Here is a 19,451-nt window from a genome sequence, read left to right as displayed (position 1 = left end):
CGGTATCGAAGCGCCCGGCACCGAAGCGTCCGGCATCGAAGGATCCTGCACTGAAGGCCCCGCGCCGGCACTGTCGGCGGGCAGACGCGGGATCACTGCGCTCCCTCCGGCACGGCGGCGGGCAGCAGGACCCGGAAGCGGGCGCCGGCCCCGGGCAGCATCTCGATGCTGCCGCCCAGCCGGGTGACGGACTGCCGCACCAGGGCCAGCCCGACGCCGCGGCCGGCGCCGGTGCCCGGGCGCGGGGCCTTGGTGCTGAACCCGCGGTCGAAGATCCGGGTGAGCACGTCCGGGGCGACGCCCGGCCCGTCGTCGCGCGCCTCAATCACCGGCCCTCGCCCGTCGGAGGACAGGTGCAGCTCCACCCGGGCGGCGGCGGCGTCGAACGCGTTGTCCAGCAGGTTGCCGATGATCGTCACCAACTCGACCGGGTCAACGCCGTCGCCCGCCCACGGGCCGCCGCGGCCGTCGTCGGCCCGGATGGTCAGCTCCAGGGCCCGTTCACGGGCCTGCGCGGTCTTGCCCATGAGCAGGGCGGTGACGGCGGGCTCGGCGACGGCGGCGAGGACCGCGTCGTTGAGCTGCTGCGACTGCTCCAGGTCCGCGGTGGCGAAGCGCAGCGCGTCCTCGCGCCGGTCCAGCTCGATCAGGGACACCAGCGTGTGGATCCGGTTCGCGTGCTCATGCGTCTGGGCGTTGAGCGCATCGGCGAGCGTGCGCAGGTTCGCCACCTCGCCGGTGAGGGACTCGATGTCGGTGTGGTCGCGCAGCGTGGTGACCGTGCCGAAGCGCCGCGGCTTGGATCCGGCGGACAGCGCGGCGGCCTGGTTGACCACCAGCACGTGCCGTCCGGTCAGGTGGATCTCCTCGCGGGCGTCGCGGCCGCTGCGCAGCAGCTGCCGCAGCGGCTCGGGCAGGTCCAGCTGTTCCGGCCGGTGCGGGCCCCGGCCGCCTTCGGGCAGGCCCAGCAGCGCCGCGGCCTGGTCGTTGTAGAGCACGACGTCGCCGCGCGGGTCCAGCAGCACCAGTCCGTCCTGGACCGAGTGCAGGGCGGAGTCGTAGAAGGTGAACATGTGCAGCAGCTCCTGGGGACCGAGCCCGTGCGTGGCCCGGTTCAGGTAGCGGCTGAGCAGCAGGGAGCCGGCCGTGCCGAGGACCAGGGCGATGCCGGTGTGCAGCAGCAGTTCGGGCAGCTGCGCGTCGCGCACCAGGTCCACCCGGTCCACCGTGGTTCCGGCTGCCACCAGGCCCAGGACGGCGCCGTCGTCCGCGGTCACCGGCACGATCGCGCGCACCGAGGGTCCCAGCGTGCCGGTGTAGGTCTCGGTGAGGGTGCCGCCGGCCAACGCCGGCGCGACGGTGCCGATGTAGGGGCGGCCGATCTGCTCCGGCTCGGGATGGGAGAAGCGGGTCCGGTCGGTGTCCATGATGGTCAGGAAGTCCACGCCCACGCGGTCCATCACGCCCTCTGCGTACTCCTGCAGCCCCGCGCCGGAGACCGGCGGCTCCACCGCCTCGCGGACCAGGCTGCTGGCCGCCGCGGTGCCGGCCACGGCCAGCATCCGGTCGGCGGTGGCGTTGTAGGCGTTGTCCTCGGCCTCGGCGTACAGCTCCAAGCCCATTCCGGCGGAGACCAGCAGGATGAAGGCCAGCTGGCCCAGGAACAGCCGGCTGGCCAGGCTCCATCGACGCACCGCGCTGCTCCTTCCTATCGGCTTCGGGACCACGCCGCGGACTGCGGCTGCGAACAGTATGAACACAACAGTGACACCAGTCACACGGCGGGCGGAGGGTGGAGGCTGACCTCGCGTACAAGGAGTACACCCATGGCAGCTGCCGCAAGCCAGCCCGCCGGCACGAAGAAGAGCCGGCGGCCGGACAAGACCCATTTCCTCTACATCGCCGTGATCGCGGCCGTCGTCCTCGGCGCGGTGCTTGGCCTGGCGGCCCCCGAGGCGGGGCAGGCAATGAAGCCGCTCGGCACGGCCTTTATCGGGCTGATCAAGATGATGATCGCCCCGGTCATCTTCTGCACCATTGTCCTAGGCATCGGGTCGATCGCCAAAGCCGCCACCGTCGGCAAGGTGGGCGGGCTCGCGCTGGGCTACTTCATCATCATGTCCACCTTCGCCCTGGCCATCGGCCTGGTCGTGGGCAACTTCATCCACCCGGGCGAGGGTCTGGACATCCAGGCCGCGTCCGGCGCCGCCCCGGCCGCCCCGGAGGAGGACGGCGGCACCGTCGGCTTCCTGCTGAGCATCATCCCCACCACGCTGCTGGCCTCGCTGACCGGCGAGTCCATCCTGCAGACCCTGTTCGTGGCGCTGCTGGTCGGCTTCGCGCTGCAGAAGATGGGCTCCGCCGGCGCCCCGGTGCTGCAGGGCATCAAGCACCTCCAGGTGCTGGTGTTCCGCATCCTGATGATGATCATGTGGCTGGCTCCGATCGGCGCGTTCGGCGCCATTGCCGCCGTCGTCGGCGAGACCGGCGTGCAGGCCATCGTGTCCATGGCCACCCTGATGATCGCCTTCTACATCACCTGCGCCCTGTTCATCGCGGTGATCCTGGGCGGGCTGATGAAGCTGGTCACCGGGTTCAACATCTTCAAGCTGATGAAGTACCTGGGCCGCGAGTACCTGCTGATCTTCTCCACCTCCTCCTCCGAGGTGGCCCTGCCGCGCCTGATCGCCAAGATGGAGCACCTGGGCGTCTCCAAGCCCGTGGTCGGCGTGACCGTGCCCACCGGCTACTCCTTCAACCTGGACGGCACCGCGATCTACCTGACCATGGCCGCGCTGTTCGTCTCCTCGGCCATGGGTGTGCCGCTGGACTTGGGCGAGCAGATCTCCCTGCTGGTGTTCATGATCATCGCCTCCAAGGGCGCCGCCGGCGTCACCGGCGCCGGCCTGGCCACCCTGGCCGGCGGCCTGCAGTCCCACCGCCCCGACCTGGTCGACGGTGTGGGCCTGATCGTGGGCATCGACCGGTTCATGTCCGAGGCCCGCGCGCTGACCAACTTCACCGGCAACGCCGTGGCCACGGTGCTGATCGGCACCTGGACCAAGGAGATCGATAAGGACCAGGTCAACGCCGTGCTCAACGGCGAGCGTCCCTTCGACGAAGCGTCCATGAGCGAGGGTGCCGCCGAGCCGGCCCGTTCCGACGACGCCGCCCGGGTCGCCACACAGGATCCCGACGGCGACGCCGCGGCCGCCGCCGTCGAGCCCGCCGGCACGGCTCCGCGCCGCTAGGCCGGACCCGGTTCCACCGGCTGCGCGCTCCGTCTTCGGACGGGGCGCGCAGCCGTTTAACCGCCCCGCCGCTGCGAACCGGCACGTCCCGGCGTGCGGCTGTCGCCGCCGACCGACGTGGGCGGTGCATCTGTTGTACAGCTGATGCTGCTTAGGGGATGGTGCCGCCATCTGTTGTACAGCTGATGCTGCCAAGACGCCTCTGAAGGGACATCTGTTGTACAGCTGATGCTGCTTAGGGGGTGGCGCCGCCATCTGTTGTACAGCTGATGCTGCTTAGGGGATGGTGCCGCCATCTGTTGTACAGCTGATGCTGCCAAGACGCCTCTGAAGGGACATCTGCTGTACAACGGATTGCAGCCCCGCCCCGGCCCCCACCGCCCAACATTCGAGTTCTACTTGAGCGTCAAGGCTCGCCGGGGCGGACTACTCGATACACGGCAACTAAGTTGCACGGTTGTAACCTTGGAGTTGGACAGCCGAGCAGGACAGCTATCAGACGGAAGCGTGGATTTATACGTGAGCAGCGACCAGGGTTCATCGACTCTGCAGGATACGGCCGACGCCGGCGCCGAACTCGGCCCCACCGGCCGGCCGCTGACCGAGTTCCCCGAGCCGCCCGTTCTCACCTCGCACGGGCCGGCCCGGATCATCGCCATGGTCAACCAGAAGGGCGGGGTAGGCAAGACCACCTCCACCATCAACCTGGGCGCCGCGCTGGCCGAGGCCGGACGCCGCGTGCTGCTGGTGGACTTCGACCCGCAGGGCGCGCTCTCAGCGGGCCTGGGCACCAACCCGCACGAGCTGGACGTGACCGTCTACAACGTGCTGATGGACCGCAAGGTGGACATCCGCGACGCGATCCGCAGCACCGACGTCGAGAACGTCGACGTGCTGCCGGCCAACATCGACCTCTCCGCCGCCGAGGTGCAGCTGGTCAACGAGGTGGCCCGCGAGCAGGTCCTCGAGCGCGCGCTGCGCAAGGTCACCGACGACTACGACGTCATCCTGATCGACTGCCAGCCCTCGCTGGGCCTGCTCACCGTCAACGCGCTGACCGCCGCGCACGGCGTGATCATCCCGCTGATCTGCGAGTTCTTCGCCCTCCGCGCCGTCGCGCTGCTGGTGGAGACCATCGAGAAGGTCCAGGACCGGCTCAACCCCGGCCTCCAGGTCGACGGCGTGCTGGCCACCATGTACGACGCCCGCACCCTGCACAGCCGCGAGGTCATCTCCCGGCTGGTCGAGGCGTTCGGCGACAAGGTCTTCGAAACGGTCATCAAGCGCACCATCAAGTTCGCCGACGCGACGGTGGCGGCCGAGCCGATCACCTCCTACGCCGGCAACCACGCCGGTGCCGATGCCTACCGCCGGCTCGCGAAGGAACTGATTGCCCGCGGCGGCGCTCCCTAGCCGGCCCGCGCCGGCGCCGACGGAGGACGCTGCGGCTGTTGATGCCGCAGCGCCCGACGCCGGCGCGCAGGAGACAGCGGCCGCCGGGGGAGCGGAGCAGCCCGACGGCGCCGCCGGGACCGGTTTCAGCCTCACCCTGGAGAACTTCAGCGGCCCGTTCGAGGTGCTGCTGAACCTGATCTCCAAGCACGAGCTGGACATCACCGAGGTGGCCCTGGCCGCGGTGACCGACGAGTTCATCGCCTACATCCGCCGGCTGGGGGACTCCGGCTCCGCCGCCGCCCTGGACGAGACCACCGAGTTCCTGGTGGTGGCCGCCACGCTGCTGGACCTCAAGGCCGCCCGGCTGCTGCCCGCCGGGCAGGTGGAGGACGAAGCGGACATCGAGCTGCTTGAGGCCCGGGACCTGCTCTTCGCCCGGCTGCTGCAGTACAAGGCGTTCAAGGAGGTCGCAGGGCTGATCGGGGACCGGCTGGCCGAGGAGGGCCGGCGCTTTCCCCGCCTGGTCACCCTGGAGCCGCGCTTCGCCGCACTGCTGCCGGAACTGGTCTGGAAGACCAGCCCGGAACAGCTGGCCGCCCTGGCCGAGAAGGCGCTGACCCCGCGCGCACCCGCCCCCACCGAGGTGGGCCTGGCCCACCTGCACGCCCCGCCGGTCAGCGTCCGCGAGCAGGCCGACATCCTGGCCGCCCGGCTCGCCGCCGACGGCACCCTCAGCTTCACCGACCTGGTGGCCGACGCGACCGGCCTGGAAACCGTGGCCCGGTTCCTGGCCCTGCTGGAGATGTTCCGCGACGGCGCGGTCCGCTTCGATCAGGAGGCGCCGCTGGGGGAGCTGCGGATCAGCTGGACCGCGGCCGACGGTGACGGCTGGAGCGCGGCGTCGCTCAGTGAGGAATACGGAGACGAGCCCGTCCTGGAGGACACCCATGCACCCGACAGCTGAGCCCGGCGACGACCGGCAGATCCGCGCCGCCCTGGAGGCGGTGCTCATGGTGGTGGACGAAGCGGTCACCGTCGAGGAGCTGGCCGCGGCGGTCCAGGCGCCGGAAGAGCAGGTCGGACGGCTGCTCGAGGACCTTCGGGCGGACTATGACGGTTATACTGGGGGTGGATCGCAGGCTGCGCCCCGCGGATTCGAGCTGCGGAACGTAGCCGGAGGCTGGCGGATTTTTTCCCGCCCCGAGCACTCCGATGCCGTTTCGCGCTTCGTGTTGGAAGGGCAGACGGCCCGGCTGACCCAGGCGGCGCTGGAGACCCTGGCGGTCATCGCCTACCGTCAGCCGGTGTCCCGGGCACGGGTCTCTGCGATCCGCGGAGTCAACGTTGATTCCGTGGTCCGGACCCTCGTCCAGCGCGGTCTGGTTGAGGAGCTAGGCACCGACCCGGAGTCCGGGGCGCTGCTGTACGGCACCACCACATACTTCCTCGAACGGCTGGGACTGCGGTCCCTGGAGGAGCTCCCGCGCATTTCGCCCCACCTTCCGGGGCTGGAGAACCTGGCCGACTTCGAAGAGACCGCTTACTGACAGCTACACCCTAAGGACACACTCATATGGCACAGGCACCCCGCTCCGGTTCAGGCCGCGGCAACCCCCGCGGCGGAGGCTCCGGCGGCTCCGGCCGTTCCGGCTCCGGCCGTCCGGGACGCCCCGGCGGCGGCAGCGGCAGCTCCTACGGCCGCGGTGCCGGACGCTCCGGCTCCTCCTTCGGCTCCGGCTCCGGCCGTGACGGCGGCTCGTACGGCTCCGGCCGTCCCGCCCGCGACGGCGGCTCCTACGGTTCCAGCCGCGACGCCGGCTCCAGCCGCGGTGCCGCCCGCCCCTCCCGGGACAGCGCCGGGTCGGGTTACGGCCGCGACCGCCGCGAGGGCGGCTACGAGGGTGGCCGCGACCGCCGCGAGGGCGGCTACGAGGGCGGCTTCGACGGCGCCCGTTCCGGCCGCCCCGCAGGTTCCGGCCGTCCCGCCGGCAAGTCCGGTGCCGGTGCCCGTGCCGGCCAGAGCCGCGCCGGCAAGCCCGGCCGCCCGGTCAAGCAGGGCGACCGCCCGTTCGGCAAGGACCGCTTCGGCGCCAATCTGGGCCCGGTGAAGGCCCCGCACAAGCGCCGTCCCCGCCCGCAGGTGATCTCCGACCAGCACACCGACGACGGCGTGCGGCTGCAGAAGGTCATGGCCTCCGCCGGTGTCGCCTCCCGGCGGGTCTGCGAGGACATGATCGAAGAGGGCCGCGTGGAGGTCAACGGCCAGGTCGTCACCGAGCTCGGCGTCCGCGTCGATCCGAAGACCGCCGTCATCCACGTGGACGGCCTGCGCGTGCAGCTGAACGAGAACATGCGCTACTACGTGTTCAACAAGCCCCGCGGCGTGGTCTCCACCATGGACGACCCCGAGGGCCGGCCCTGCATCAGCGACTACGTGAAGAACAGCCAGCGCAATGAGCGGCTCTTCCACGTCGGCCGGCTGGACACCAACACCGAGGGCCTGCTGCTGCTGACCAACGACGGTGAGCTGGCCAACCGCCTCACCCACCCCTCCTACGAGGTGCCCAAGACGTACCTCGTGCAGGTCCGCGCCCCGCTGCCGCACGGCATCGGCGCCCAGCTGCGCGGCGGCATCGAGCTGGAGGACGGCTTCCAGAGCGTGGACTCGTTCAAGCTGGTGGACTCCACCCCCGGCCACGTGCTGGTCGAGGTCGTGCTGCACTCCGGCAAGAACCGCATTGTCCGCCGCCTGTTCTCGGCCGTCGGACACCCGGTGGAGCGCCTGGTGCGCACCCAGATGGGCCCCATCCGCGTCGGTGACCAGAAGCAGGGCACCGTCCGCGCGCTGAGCAGCACCGAGATCGGCCACCTGCTGGCCGCCGTCGGGCTCTAACCGCATGTCGGTGCAGGACGAACCGGGCACCCACCTGTCCGGGCCCGTGCTGGTGGTGGGCACCGGGCTGCTCGGCACCAGCATCGGGCTGGGGCTGCGCAGCCGCGGCGTGGACGTGCTGCTGACCGACGTCTCGCCGTCGGCGGCCGCCGTGGCCCGCGACATCGGCGCCGGCCGGCTGCTCGAGGAGGCGCCCGACGCCGCTCCGCAGCTGGTCGTGGTAGCCGCCCCGCCGGACGTCACCGCCCGGCTCGCCGCGCAGGCGCTGGCGGACTTCCCGGACGCCGTCGTCGTCGACATCGCCAGCGTGAAGTCCGCGGTGGCCGAGGAGCTGCGCGCCCTGGGCGCGGACCTGACCCGCTTCGTGGGCACGCATCCGATGGCGGGCCGGGAGAAGTCCGGGCCGGTGGCCGCCCGCGCCCAGCTGTTCGCCGGCGCGCCGTGGGTGATCTGCGCCGGGCCCGAGGCCCTGCCCGGTGCGGTGCGCTGCGCCGAGGCCCTCGCCGTGGACCTGGGCGCCGTCGTCGTGCGCCTGTCCGCCGAGGAGCACGACCGCTCCGTGGCCCTGATTTCGCACCTGCCGCAGGTGATGGCCTCGCTGCTGGCCTCCCGGCTGCAGGACACCCCCGGCACGGCGCTGGCGCTGGCCGGCAACGGGCTGCGGGACACCACCCGGATCGCCGCCAGCGATCCCGGACTCTGGGTGCAGATCCTCAGCGGCAACGCCTCCCGGCTGGTCGAGCACCTCTACGGGGTGCGCGAGGACCTGAACCGGCTGATCAACACGCTGGAGAACCCGGCGGCCGACGGCGCGCGGCTGGACCTGGCGCAGCTGATCTCCGAGGGCAACGCCGGGCAGGCCCGGATTCCGGGCAAGCACGGCGCCCCGCCGCAGTCCTTCGCCACCTGCACCGTGCTGGTCGATGACACCCCGGGGCAGATCGCCAAGCTGCTGACGGAGGTCGGCGAGATCGGCGTAAACCTTGAAGACCTGCGCCTGGAGCACTCCGCCGGGCTGCAGGTGGGCCGCGCCGAGCTGTCGGTGCTGCCCAGCCGGCTCAACGGGCTGGTGCAGGAACTGATGAACCGCGGCTGGAAGGTAGTGCAGTAGTGAACCCCGAACGTGACCCCGCCACATTCCGCCAGGGCAAGCCCCTGGTGGTGGCCATCGACGGACCGTCCGGCTCCGGCAAGTCCAGCATCAGCCGTGAGGCCGCCCGCCGGCTGCGCGCCGCGTACCTGGACACCGGGGCCATGTACCGGGCGGTGACGCTGTCCTGCATGCGCGCCGGCATCGACCTGACCGACGCGATCGCCGTCGAGGCGGCCGCCAAGGCCGCCGTGATCGAGCTGTCCACCTCGCCCGACGCCGAGTGGGTGCGGGTCGGGGGAGAGGACGTGACCGACGAGATCCGCGAGCCGAAGGTCTCCGCCGCCGTCTCCGCCGTCGCCACCACGCTGGGCGCCCGCGCCGAGCTGGTCCGCCGGCAGCAGCAGATGATCGCCGAGTCCGGGCTGCGGATCGTGGCCGAGGGCCGGGACATCACCACCGTCGTCGCGCCGCACGCCGAGGTGCGGATCCTGCTCACCGCCTCCGAGGAGGCGCGCATGCGCCGCCGCGGCATCCAGCTCGGCGGCACCCAGACCGCCGTCCAGCTGAAGGAGCAGGTGCTGGCCCGGGACGCGAAGGACTCCACCGTGGTGAACTTCCAGCAGGCCGCCGACGGGGTGGTCACCATCGACTCCTCGGACCTGGACTTCGAGCAGACCGTGCAGGCCGTGCTGGACACGGTCTTCACCGCCACCCACTGATGCTTCGCCCGGCGGCCCGCCGGGCACCATTTGCCCGTGTTTGAATGGAACGGTGCAGCCCGTCGATCGGCCTGCTGGGCAGACCTCAACGGAAAGAAAGCAATTCTCATGAATGCCAACCCCCTCCACGACGACTCCGCCGAGGAGTACGTCCCGGCCGGTGAGGATCAGGTCGCCGAGCGCCTGGCCGCCATGGACGAGGACGAGGCCAACCTGCGCGCCGAATCGCTGCGCGCCGGCCTGGCCGACTACGACCTGGACGACGAGGACGCCGCGCTGCTCGCCGGTGAACTCGAGGAGGACGGCGAGTACGTCGCCCCCGCCCCGGACCCGGTGGTCGCCATCGTGGGCCGGCCCAACGTGGGCAAGTCCTCCTTGGTCAACCGCATCCTGGGCCGCCGCGAGGCCGTCGTCGAGGACACCCCCGGCGTGACCCGTGACCGGGTGGCGTACAAGGCGGAGTGGAACGGGCGCCGGTTCACCCTGGTGGACACCGGCGGCTGGGAGCACGACGCCCGCGGCATCCACTCCCGGGTGGCGGACCAGGCGGAGATCGCCGTCGACGTCGCCGACGCCGTGATGCTGGTGGTGGACGCCACCGTGGGCATCACCGCCACCGACGAGGCCGTGGTGAAGATGCTGCGCCGCAAGAAGAAGCCGGTGATCGTCGTCGCCAACAAGGTGGACGACATCCAGAACGAGGCCGACGCCTCGGTGCTGTGGAACCTGGGCCTGGGTGAGCCGCACCCTGTTTCCGCGCTGCACGGGCGCGGCACCGGTGACATGCTCGACGCCGTCATGGAGGTGCTGCCCGAGCACTCCGCCTATGCCGCGCTGGACGCCGGCGGCGGGCCGCGCCGTGTCGCGCTGATCGGCCGGCCCAACGTGGGCAAGTCCTCGCTGCTGAACAAGCTGGCCGGCACCGACCGGGTGGTTGTGGACGACCTGGCCGGGACCACCCGCGACCCGGTGGATGAGCTGATTGAGCTGGGCGGCAAGACCTGGCGTTTCGTGGACACCGCCGGTATCCGCCGCCGCCAGCACATGGCGCAGGGCGCGGACTTCTACGCGTCGCTGCGTACGCAGGCCGCGCTGGAGAAGGCGGAGGTCGCCGTAGTGCTGCTGGCCGTGGACGAGGTGCTCAGCGAGCAGGATGTGCGCATCCTGCAGCTGGCCGTCGATTCCGGCCGGGCGCTGGTGCTCGCGTTCAACAAGTGGGACCTGCTCGACGACGAGCGTCGCCGCTACCTGGAGCTGGAGATCGAGCGGGACCTGGCGCACGTGGCCTGGGCGCCGCGCGTGAACATCTCCGCCCGCACCGGCTGGCACAAGGACCGCCTGGTGCCGGCGCTGGAGACCTCGCTGGAGAACTGGGACCGGCGCATCCCCACCGGCAAGCTCAACGCCTTCCTGGGCGAGCTGGTGGCCGCGCATCCGCACCCGGTGCGCGGCGGCAAGCAGCCGCGCATCCTGTTCGCCACGCAGGCCTCCAGCCGGCCGCCGAAGTTCGTGCTGTTCACCACCGGGTTCCTGGACCCGGGGTACCGCCGCTTCATCACCCGCCGGCTGCGTGAGACCTTCGACTTCGAGGGCACGCCCATCGAGGTGTCCATGCGGGTGCGCGAGAAGCGCAGCCGGAAGAAGTAGGCGCTGGCGCGTTTCTGAGCCTTGCGGGAGCCCCGGCTACCGTTCCTTCGCGGGACGGGGGCCGGGGCTTCTGCCGTTTCGGGTGCGATCCGCGGACTGGCGGGGGAGGATCGATGGAGATGTTGTCCAGGTCACGGCTGCGGATGCGACGAAACGGCTTGGTGTGGTGTAAGGTATTTGAGGTGGTTCGGCCGGAAGAAGTTCCGGATGGATCGCGGGTTGTGGCGCAGCTTGGTAGCGCACTTGACTGGGGGTCAAGGGGTCGCAGGTTCAAATCCTGTCAACCCGACAGCTAAAGCCCCGGCGGTTTATTCCGCCGGGGCTTTTCCGTGTTCTGACGGGGCTGCGCCGTTTATGGGTCGGTCATCCTCTACGATCTGCTTCTATTCCGCAGTCTTAGCGCAGAGGGAATGTGATGACTTCGGAAGCGTGCCATTTGTCGAGCGCGATCTGAGGCTGTAACGGCTTTTGCGAATCACGGATGGATTCGGAGGGGCGGTGAGCCTGTCAGCGTTGTCAGACGCCCCGGATAGTATTGTCGACGTGAGTACATTGGCCGATCTTCCCCACTTCCTAGCCCGTCCACTAGGCCCGCGAGGCTCGCGCGGGCTGGTGGGTTCGGACAACCCTACGGCTGAACTGACACCCGCTGCCGTGGCGGTTTTGGCAGCCCTTCCAGGTTGGTGGTCCGCCCGTGCAGCCAGGGCTGGACTAACCGGCGAATGGGCGGATGTCCAGTACTCGCTTGACGCAGCACCGCCGTACGCGCTAGGCGAGGCGGCAGTTGTGGCCAAACAGGAACCGAGCCTTCTGACGTCCGAACAGGTGGGGGCCGCTTACGTCGAAGCGCTGGCAGCAGAGACTCGTGCTCGACATGGACGTCACTACACGCCCCCTGAGCTGGCAGACCAGCTATGGAGCATGACTAGAGCATCCTTGGGCATGAAGCAGTCGCATAAGCCGCTCCCAGGACTCGTTCGTGACCCGGCGTGCGGTGCCGGTGCACTTCTCCTTCCGCCGCTGCGTGAGCATCTCTCGGCCAGCGTCGACGTCGATCCTCGTCTTGTGCTGAGCCGACTACCCTCTCTCATAGAGGGAATTGATTCTGATCCAGCAGCAGTCTGGGTGGCCAATGTCGTTCTTGCAGCGGAGATGCTCCCATTATTGGCTCGAATACCCGAGGCCCACCGCCGTCCCTTGCCAGCGCTCGCCCGTGTAGGTGACGGACTCGAATCTGATCGAGCCCCAGCTAGGGTGGTTCTCATGAATCCGCCGTACGGTCGGGTGCGTTTGAACGAAGAGGATCGTTTGCGATTCGCAAAGACTCTGTACGGACACGCCAATTTATATACCATGTTTATGTCTGTGGGAGCGGAATCTCTGGATGAGAACGGAGTCCTTTCCGCCTTGGTTCCGACATCCTTCACGGCCGGGAGATATTTCAAACCGCTCCGAGAGCATCTGACAGGGCAGCTGCGACTTGAAGAAATTGCATTTGTAACAGATAGATCCGGAGTGTTTACGTCTGTCCTGCAGGAGACTTGCCTGGCGACATTTACCCATCGACGCATTCGTCGAACAACTGTGAGCAAAATCGGCTCAGCGGTTGAGTTGGTAGCGTCCGTGGGCTCACCGACAGGTGGAGACCCATGGATTCTGCCCCGCCGGTCTGATCTTGCTCCTATCGCAGCAGCTGCTGCCAAGTTGCCGAATACTTTGGCAAGCGCTGGATGGCGAGTTAGGACTGGCCCCCTAGTTTGGAATCGCCGCAAGAATGACCTTTCAGCGAGTCCCGCGAGCGATAGATATCGCATCGTTTGGGCCGCGGACATCGACGGAGGGGTTCTCCACACGGATCCAAGGCGGGCGGCGACGAGGTACTTGAGAGTTCGTGATGAACGGGATCGGAAAGTGATGGTCCTCGACCAGCCAGCTGTACTCGTGCAACGTACTACCGCGCCAGAGCAGCAGCGCCGTCTCGTAGTAGCTGAACTGACCGAGGAGTATCTCTCTTCGGAGGGAAGTGCAGTTGTTGTCGAGAACCACGTCAATATAATTCGACCCTTCGGTGAGAAACAGCTGCTCAGCCGCGGGCTATTAACGAGGATTCTGCAGACCACAGTCCTGGACAAGTTCATCCGTTGCATATCCGGTTCGGTGGCTCTGTCAGCCTACGAACTTGAGTCGATCACGCTCCCCGACGCTAAGGTTCTGCTCGTATGGGAGACGCTGCCTATGGAAGACCTCGAAGAAGCAGTGGGAGCCACATATGGTCTTCAATACGGGTTGGGGGATTAAGTGAGGCCGATTATTACGGCAGAAGAGGCCACTAAACGTTTGCTCATCGTCTTCCCGCGGACTGCTTTCGATACTGTCATGTCGAGCCCGCTGGCAGGAGCTGCGATCGCTGCCCTCATTTATGTCAATGCGGTTGCAGACGATGGCAATGACTTGTTCTGGGCCAGGCCATCGATGGTGACCTGGCAGACGGAGATCATGCGCAAGCAGCAGGGGCAGGACGATCGACTCGCGTGGCGTGAGGCAGCGAAAAGAGGAGCTAAGGCCCTACAAGCTCTTATGGAAAGTTGGGGTGTTCCCGATGCCTCAGCGTACGCCGACAACTCGCGTGAGACACTCCGAGATGAGACGTTCCGAAAGTGGCGCGAACACGGTGCTATGCGTGAGCGGCTCGATCTCCCCAAGACCTCAAGCGCTGGACGCTGGACTCTTACGCCGCAATTCGCTGACCTGTTTGATCCGGCCCTCAGCGAACCGGCAGTTCAAGCTGCGGCTGCCCAGTGGCGCGAGGCCAACCTATCCCCGGCAGCGAAGCTTCGTGCCCGCTTTGCTATAGAGGAAGAGCAGGCTAACCACGCGGTAACCGTTACTCTTCCAAATAGCGCAGGAACGCGGAAGCTGGAAGCCGGGGGGGCATCTCGGATCCTTAAAGGCGTCATCGAGGATTGGGCGCCGGCCCGCTTGGACAACCCATACGTCATCTCGCTAAGTGAGCCTGGTGACAAGCTGGTCACGGCCGACGCGACACTGCTGTCCTACCTAGGCGTTGTTATCAATGTCTCTAACCTGCTCCCCGACGCGCTGATCGCCGATGTGGGTGGGGAAACCGTAGATTTCTGGTTCGTTGAGGCCGTCAATACGGATGGCGAGATTAATGAAGCTCGGAAACGCGATTTCCTCATTTGGGCCGAACAACAGGCCATCGATCCCGACCGGTGTCGGTTCCTCACGGCGTTCAGCGCTCGAAACGATCCTGCCGCTAGAAAACGGTTGAAGGACCTCGCTGAAGGCAGCTTTGCCTACTTTGCAGACGAGCCTGGCTATGAGCTTGCGTGGTATTCGATAAGGAGCTAATAGGGGCGTGCATCGGCCTCCCGTGTCTAATCATCAACAAACGGGCTACCCCTCGCTGAGCTTCCAGCCTCGATTTGGTCACGAGCGCGTATGTTGGTTGCCGATCATTCAAGAGTGTGGCAACTCCCTTACCTATGTTAATGAGCTCCTGTTCTTACGTGTGCAGCCGTGGCTGACCCAACGTCAGCAGTAGAACGCTTAGTAGGCGTGTTCAAAAGGCCTATTACGACACACGTGGCCCCGGTTGACATTTCGGCGCTCCGAACGAAACCACACCGGTCTCGTCAGGGGAACGCGGCGTGCTACTAGGTTCCGATTGACTGTGGCCTTCTCCGAGAGGCGGAGAGACATCACGCCGTCATTCGGGCGGAAGAACACCAGCACCGGTGCGCTGCGTCCGGCGGCGTAGCCGGTGCCCCGTACCAGATGCGGTTCGAGCTTTGGTCCGGCGGCCATGATGGTCTCGTGCAGCTACGTGCCGATGCTGGGTAGGGCTCCGGCCAGCCGGCGATGTTGTCCAAGACCGCCTGCTGGTCCTTAATGGCCTTGTCCGTGATTGTGAGGGACAAAATTCTCATCCTTATCTCGCGCAGCATTCGCGGCTGGGCAATCTCCACCGGGGACAAGTCCCGGCCGTCAGCCGGCCCTCTCCGTGAATGTGTCAGACAACACTCCGTCATCGACTGCGCGAGGGCACGTGGCGTGGGAACCAACGCCAGCAAGAGGCGAGGACTGCGGCCAGCGTCGGACAGGACTCGGCCCCTCGCAGTGTCGAGCGTGGCAGGAGTGAGCGTGGCCCGTCGCCGGGCGCCGTTCCGGAGCGTAAGGTCAACCACCATCTGACCTTCGCACAGGCAGGGGCACACCTTGATCCGACAGCTACAGCGCCGCAGCGACGCCGAAGGGGACCGGGCGGCGACCCTGGAACTCTTCTACGACCTGGTGTTCGTCTTCGCGATCACCCAGGTCTCGCATCTGCTGCTCGAACACCTCGACTGGGCCGGCGCCGGACAGGCGCTGATCATCCTGCTCGCCGTCTGGTGGTCCTGGAACTACACCACCTGGGCCACCAACGAACTGAACCCCGAATCCAACCCGGTCCGGCTGCTGCTCATCGCGCTGATGCTCGCCGGACTGCTGATGGCGGTCGCCATCCCGGATGCCTTCGACGACAAGGGCCTGCTGTTCGCCGGCGCCTACGTCGCCATCCAGGTCGGCCGGCACCTGTTCCTGACCTTCGTGTCAGCCGACGCCGGCAGCAACCAGCGCCTGCGCGCCGGCCGCATCCTGATCTGGTTCAACTTCGCCGGCTGCTTCTGGATCGCCGGCGGCCTTGCCGACGACGGCGCCCGCGTGGCCCTCTGGCTGATCGCCCTCGCGCTGGACTACGGGGCACCGCTGCTGCTGTTCCGGGTGCCTGGGCTGCCCCGGATTTCCGCCGCCGCCTGGCAGCCGGTGGCCGGCCACTTCGCCGAGCGCTTCGGCCTGTTCATCATCGTGGCCCTGGGCGAGACCATCATCATCACCGGCACCACCACCGCCGAACTCGACCTGGACACCGTCACCGTGACCGCCTTCTGCGTCGCCTTCCTGGGCACCGCGGCCCTGTGGTGGCTCTACTTCACCTCCACCCGCGAGCTGGCCGAGCACGCCCTGGCCGAACGCACCGCGGCGCAGCCCGGCGCCCGCACCCAGCTGGCCCGCGACGCCTACACCTATGGACACGTGCTGCTCGTCGCCGGCATCATCCTCAGCGCCGTCGGCGACGAACTGGTGATCGCCCACGCCACCGAAGAACTGCATGGCGCCGAGCTGACCGCAGTCGTCGGCGGACCGATGCTCTATCTGCTGGCCCAGGCCGTGCTGCGCCTGCGCGTGGCCCGGGTGCTCAGCTACCGGCGGCTCGTCGGCGCCGCCACCTGCGGCATCGTCTGGCTGGTGGGCGGGCAGCTGCCGGCCCTGGCCGTGTCCTCGCTGCTGGTCGCCGTCCTCATCGCCGTGGTTCTGGTGGATGAACGCGAGCGGCTCCGCCCGGCCGCGCTGGCCCATCCGAAGCACCGCCGGTAGGAATGTGCTCGTGACTGAGGACCAGGGAGCACCCAACCACGAGATGAAGCGCCGGGAGCGTCTGATGTTCATAGGGGTGGGCGCAGGCATCGCCTTGATCCTGCTGTCACGGACTCTCGACTGGTTCGGTCCCGGCGGTGACGGATGGTTCTGCCTCTCGACTGCGCTCAGTGTTATCGCGGCAGCAGTGCTGGTGACCACCGTCGTGCGGTACGTTCGCTGGCAGCGCGCCGATTATTGGCGGGACCGCGAAGGGACACCCGGTCGGAACGGCGGCCCACCGCCGCCGCCCCAAACCCCGCAGCGTTAGACGACCACCAGCTCCGCGCCGTCGGCCGCGTAATCGTCCATGGCCGCGCTCTGCACCGACGGATCGTCGTAGGTGTTCCAGTAGTAGGTCCTGGTCCGGGAGGAGAAGAGCCCGGTGTAGATGGTCTTCTCGAACTCGCCGGACTCCATCGCGGCGCTGCCCTCCACCATCGCGACCTGCTGCAGCGTATGGAACGCGCGGCTGACGTTCTCCTTCTCGGTCGTCTTGTCCGGATAGTGCGCGTGCACATAGGCCGCCCGTACAAACCGCGACGGCGAGTAGTAATCGCCCGGAATCCCGCGCATCAGCGACCCGGAGCCGAACGGCACCAGGTCCGCCCGGTTCAGCACCACCTTCTCCGGATACTCGGAGGAGGCGTTGAGGTAGTTGCGCAGGTTCTCGTGATGCCACATGAACCCGGGCTGGTTCGCCAGCACGTCCACGTCGTCCTCGAAGACGTGCATGCCGTCCGCCGTGTACTCCACCACGATCGCCCGCTGCGCGTCGCCGATGATCCAGTGCAGCAGCGAACTCGGATACTTCTCGTTGATCGGCTTGTCCACGATCACGACGTCGGCGAGCGCCGCCTCCACCTCGTCCACGGTCGTGAACTGGGAAGCCGTCCAGAGCGGAAACTCATACGCGGCCACGTTCGTGGCGCCGTCGGCCGCCTCCGACGCGTACTGCGCATATCCGGGGAAGTTCAGCCCGGCAACGGCCAGGCCGGCGTCGTTCCCGCAGTCGAAGTACAGCGGCGTGTCCTCCTCCACGATGCCCATCCCCATCACGGCGTGCCGGATCTCCGGCACCGCGCCGAAGGGGGAGTGGGGCGCATATCCGGTGGGGGTGAGCACCACCCGTTCGCCATAACCGAACGTCCAGTCCAGGTTCCGGGCCAGATAAAGGTTGCCGCTGCCGTCAGTGAATCGAATGCCTGTGCACATGGTGCCGCTCCCTGCCGTGGGTGAGGGGGTCCGGCGGAATGGCCGCTCCGCCGCCGTTTAAGTCTGGTCCCGGTGCAGGTGCGCGGCAAGAGCCCGACGCCGGATGGGCGCCGAATGCGGGCCACCCGCCGTCCATTTCCGCGCGGGAGTGCCGGAGGTCTTGCGGCACTGCCGGGGCAAAGGCGGAGAATGGTCTGCTGCGGCTCCGGCACCGCCCCGGAAGCAGCAGCTGAACAGCAGCCCGCCGACCGGCCGAGGCACGAAGCGAGGCACCCACATGCACGACGTCCTGATATCCGGCGCCGGCCCCACCGGCGTCTTCCTCGCCACCGAACTGCAGCTGCAGGGACTGCACCCGCTGGTCCTGGACAAGGACCCGGAGCCCACCCGGGTGGACCGCGCCCAGGGCCTGCACGCACGCAGCATCGAAATCCTGGACAGCCGCGGACTGGCCGGCCCGTTCCTGGACGCCGGCACCCGCTATCCCGCCGACGGGTTCTTCGCCGGCATCACCCCGGCCCGCCCGGTGCAGCTGGACAGCACCCACCCCTACGTCCTGGGCATCCCGCAAACCGTCACCGAACGCCTGCTCACCGAACACGCCCTCGCCCAAGGAATCGTCATCCGCCGCGGCGCGGAAGTCACCGGCTTTATCCAGGACGACGACGCCGTCACCGCCTCCCTTGCTGACGGCACCGAGCTGCGCGCCCGCTGGCTCGTGGGCGCCGACGGCGGCCGCAGCACCATCCGCCGGGCCGCCGGCATCGGGTTCCCCGGCGATCCGCCGCAGCGCGAGTGGATCCGGGCTGACGCGGAAGTCAGGGCCGACCCGGAGGAGGTGGCCGCCGTCGTCGCCCGTGTCCGCGAAACGCACCGCGACTTCGGGCTGATGGCCGGGGCCGACGGCGGGTACGGCATCGTGGTGCCCGCCGACGGCGTCGCCGAGGACCGCACCGCCCCGCCCACGCTGGAGGAGCTGCGCGAACAGCTACGCCGGTACGCCGGCACCGACTTCGGCGTGCATTCCCCGCGCTGGCTCTCCCGCTTCGGCGACGCGACCCGGCTGGCCGAGCGCTATCGCACCGGCCGGGTGCTGCTGGCCGGCGACGCCGCGCATGTGCATCCGCCGTTCGGCGGGCAGGGCCTGAACCTGGGCCTGCAGGACGCGTTCAACCTGGGCTGGAAGTTCGCCGCCGTCGTGCAGGGCTGGGCACCGCCTGGCCTGCTGGACAGCTACGAGGCCGAACGCCGTCCGGTGGCCGCGGCGGTGCTGGACAACACCCGCGCCTCCTCCGAGCTCGCCTCGCAGGAGCCCGGTGCCCAGGCGGTGCGCCGGCTGCTCGCCGAACTGATGGAGTTCCCGCAGGTGCACCGGCACCTGATCGAGAAGGTCACCGCCCTCGGGATCCGCTATGACCTGGGGGAGGGCGACGGCGTTGGGCCGGATCTGCTGGGCCGGCGGCTGCCGGACCGGCCGCTGAAGCAGGGCAGCGTCTTTGAGCTGCTGCGCGCCGGCCGCGGACTGCTGCTCGACGCCACCGGCACGTACGCCGCGTCGTGCTGGGCGGATCGGGTGGACAATGTGACGGATCCGGGCTTCTGCCTCGATGCCGGGACCGCCGTCCTGCTGCGTCCGGACGGACACGTCGTCTGGGTCGGCGGGACAGGACGGTCTGGGGAGCAGCAGACAGAAGCGGAGCAGCAGGCACTGGACGCGGCGCTGGCCCGTTGGTTCGGTGCGCCGAGCTAATGGCGTCGGC

The 19,451-nt window shown here is 68.3% G+C and carries 15 protein-coding genes, 1 tRNA gene and 1 pseudogene; 15 read left to right on the top strand and 2 right to left on the bottom strand.

The window, feature by feature from the left end; all coding sequences use genetic code 11:
* Window positions 1–92: 92 nt before the first annotated feature.
* Window positions 93–1,694: an ATP-binding protein gene (locus AC5RUW_RS07955; RefSeq protein ID WP_494160170.1), complete on the bottom strand. Its 1,602-nt coding sequence runs from the start codon at window positions 1,692–1,694 to the stop codon at window positions 93–95.
* 132 nt (window positions 1,695–1,826) lie between these two features.
* On the opposite strand from AC5RUW_RS07955, the gene AC5RUW_RS07950 reads away from it, so the two are divergent.
* The 14 genes and pseudogenes from AC5RUW_RS07950 to AC5RUW_RS07885 all read left to right on the top strand — a co-directional run bounded on the left by AC5RUW_RS07950 (window position 1,827) and on the right by AC5RUW_RS07885 (window position 16,747).
* Window positions 1,827–3,251 carry a cation:dicarboxylate symporter family transporter gene (locus AC5RUW_RS07950; RefSeq protein ID WP_494160169.1) on the top strand — a complete coding sequence of 475 codons (1,425 nt, stop codon included), beginning with the start codon at window positions 1,827–1,829 and terminating at the stop codon, window positions 3,249–3,251.
* 519 nt (window positions 3,252–3,770) lie between these two features.
* Window positions 3,771–4,664 carry a ParA family protein gene (locus AC5RUW_RS07945; RefSeq protein ID WP_494160168.1) on the top strand — a complete coding sequence of 298 codons (894 nt, stop codon included), beginning with the start codon at window positions 3,771–3,773 and terminating at the stop codon, window positions 4,662–4,664.
* Window positions 4,642–5,610, top strand: a complete 969-nt coding sequence (locus AC5RUW_RS07940; RefSeq protein WP_494160167.1) for a segregation and condensation protein A — start codon at window positions 4,642–4,644, stop codon at window positions 5,608–5,610. Before AC5RUW_RS07945 ends, AC5RUW_RS07940 begins: the two co-directional genes overlap by 23 nt.
* Window positions 5,594–6,193, top strand: coding sequence for an SMC-Scp complex subunit ScpB (scpB, locus tag AC5RUW_RS07935; RefSeq protein ID WP_494160166.1), 600 nt, complete (start codon window positions 5,594–5,596; stop codon window positions 6,191–6,193). Before AC5RUW_RS07940 ends, scpB begins: the two co-directional genes overlap by 17 nt.
* Before the next feature lie 26 nt (window positions 6,194–6,219).
* Window positions 6,220–7,539 carry a pseudouridine synthase gene (locus AC5RUW_RS07930; protein WP_494160165.1) on the top strand — a complete coding sequence of 440 codons (1,320 nt, stop codon included), beginning with the start codon at window positions 6,220–6,222 and terminating at the stop codon, window positions 7,537–7,539.
* A gap of 4 nt (window positions 7,540–7,543) precedes the next feature.
* Window positions 7,544–8,650, top strand: a complete 1,107-nt coding sequence (locus AC5RUW_RS07925) for a prephenate dehydrogenase (protein ID WP_494160164.1) — start codon at window positions 7,544–7,546, stop codon at window positions 8,648–8,650.
* Window positions 8,650–9,351 (top strand): (d)CMP kinase, encoded by a 702-nt coding sequence (cmk, locus tag AC5RUW_RS07920; RefSeq protein ID WP_494160163.1) that lies wholly within the window; start codon window positions 8,650–8,652, stop codon window positions 9,349–9,351. Before AC5RUW_RS07925 ends, cmk begins: the two co-directional genes overlap by 1 nt.
* A gap of 108 nt (window positions 9,352–9,459) precedes the next feature.
* The gene (der, locus tag AC5RUW_RS07915) at window positions 9,460–10,998 is read left to right on the top strand and encodes a ribosome biogenesis GTPase Der (protein WP_494160162.1); all 1,539 of its coding nucleotides are present in this window, start codon (window positions 9,460–9,462) and stop codon (window positions 10,996–10,998) included.
* A 215-nt stretch (window positions 10,999–11,213) separates the two neighbouring features.
* Window positions 11,214–11,287 (top strand) — tRNA-Pro (locus tag AC5RUW_RS07910).
* A 209-nt stretch (window positions 11,288–11,496) separates the two neighbouring features.
* Window positions 11,497–12,555: pseudogene (locus tag AC5RUW_RS07905) on the top strand (Eco57I restriction-modification methylase domain-containing protein); the annotation flags it as partial.
* A gap of 354 nt (window positions 12,556–12,909) precedes the next feature.
* Window positions 12,910–13,296: a hypothetical protein gene (locus tag AC5RUW_RS07900; protein ID WP_494160221.1), complete on the top strand. Its 387-nt coding sequence runs from the start codon at window positions 12,910–12,912 to the stop codon at window positions 13,294–13,296.
* On the top strand, window positions 13,297–14,370 hold the full coding sequence (locus AC5RUW_RS07895; RefSeq protein ID WP_494160161.1) for a BsuBI/PstI family type II restriction endonuclease: 1,074 nt from the start codon (window positions 13,297–13,299) through the stop codon (window positions 14,368–14,370). It begins immediately after the preceding gene.
* A gap of 867 nt (window positions 14,371–15,237) precedes the next feature.
* Window positions 15,238–16,437: a low temperature requirement protein A gene (locus AC5RUW_RS07890; RefSeq protein ID WP_494160160.1), complete on the top strand. Its 1,200-nt coding sequence runs from the start codon at window positions 15,238–15,240 to the stop codon at window positions 16,435–16,437.
* A gap of 10 nt (window positions 16,438–16,447) precedes the next feature.
* Complete coding sequence (locus tag AC5RUW_RS07885) at window positions 16,448–16,747, top strand: hypothetical protein (protein WP_494160159.1); 300 nt, start codon at window positions 16,448–16,450, stop codon at window positions 16,745–16,747.
* On the opposite strand, the gene bsh is transcribed toward AC5RUW_RS07885, so the two are convergent.
* Complete coding sequence (gene bsh / locus AC5RUW_RS07880) at window positions 16,744–17,691, bottom strand: choloylglycine hydrolase (protein WP_494160158.1); 948 nt, start codon at window positions 17,689–17,691, stop codon at window positions 16,744–16,746. The two genes, AC5RUW_RS07885 and bsh, sit on opposite strands and share 4 nt — an antisense overlap.
* A gap of 277 nt (window positions 17,692–17,968) precedes the next feature.
* On the opposite strand from bsh, the gene AC5RUW_RS07875 reads away from it, so the two are divergent.
* Window positions 17,969–19,441: an FAD-dependent monooxygenase gene (locus AC5RUW_RS07875; RefSeq protein ID WP_494160157.1), complete on the top strand. Its 1,473-nt coding sequence runs from the start codon at window positions 17,969–17,971 to the stop codon at window positions 19,439–19,441.
* The last annotated feature ends 10 nt before the right edge of the window (window positions 19,442–19,451 follow it).

It is taken from the genome of Arthrobacter sp. Y3222053, from assembly GCF_059092805.1.
Note: the sequence above shows the minus strand (reverse complement) of the source record. Positions and strands in the feature narration are given on the sequence as shown.

What these genes read in the sequence shown, in the direction of transcription:
- AC5RUW_RS07950 (WP_494160169.1), top strand. Translation starts at nt 1,827, where the DNA reads ATGGCAGCTGCCGCAAGCCAGCCCGCCGGCACGAAGAAGAGCCGGCGG.
- scpB (WP_494160166.1), top strand. Translation starts at nt 5,594, where the DNA reads ATGCACCCGACAGCTGAGCCCGGCGACGACCGGCAGATCCGCGCCGCC.
- AC5RUW_RS07930 (WP_494160165.1), top strand. Translation starts at nt 6,220, where the DNA reads ATGGCACAGGCACCCCGCTCCGGTTCAGGCCGCGGCAACCCCCGCGGC.
- AC5RUW_RS07925 (WP_494160164.1), top strand. Translation starts at nt 7,544, where the DNA reads ATGTCGGTGCAGGACGAACCGGGCACCCACCTGTCCGGGCCCGTGCTG.
- der (WP_494160162.1), top strand. Translation starts at nt 9,460, where the DNA reads ATGAATGCCAACCCCCTCCACGACGACTCCGCCGAGGAGTACGTCCCG.
- bsh (WP_494160158.1), bottom strand. Translation starts at nt 17,691, where the DNA reads ATGTGCACAGGCATTCGATTCACTGACGGCAGCGGCAACCTTTATCTG.
- AC5RUW_RS07875 (WP_494160157.1), top strand. Translation starts at nt 17,969, where the DNA reads ATGCACGACGTCCTGATATCCGGCGCCGGCCCCACCGGCGTCTTCCTC.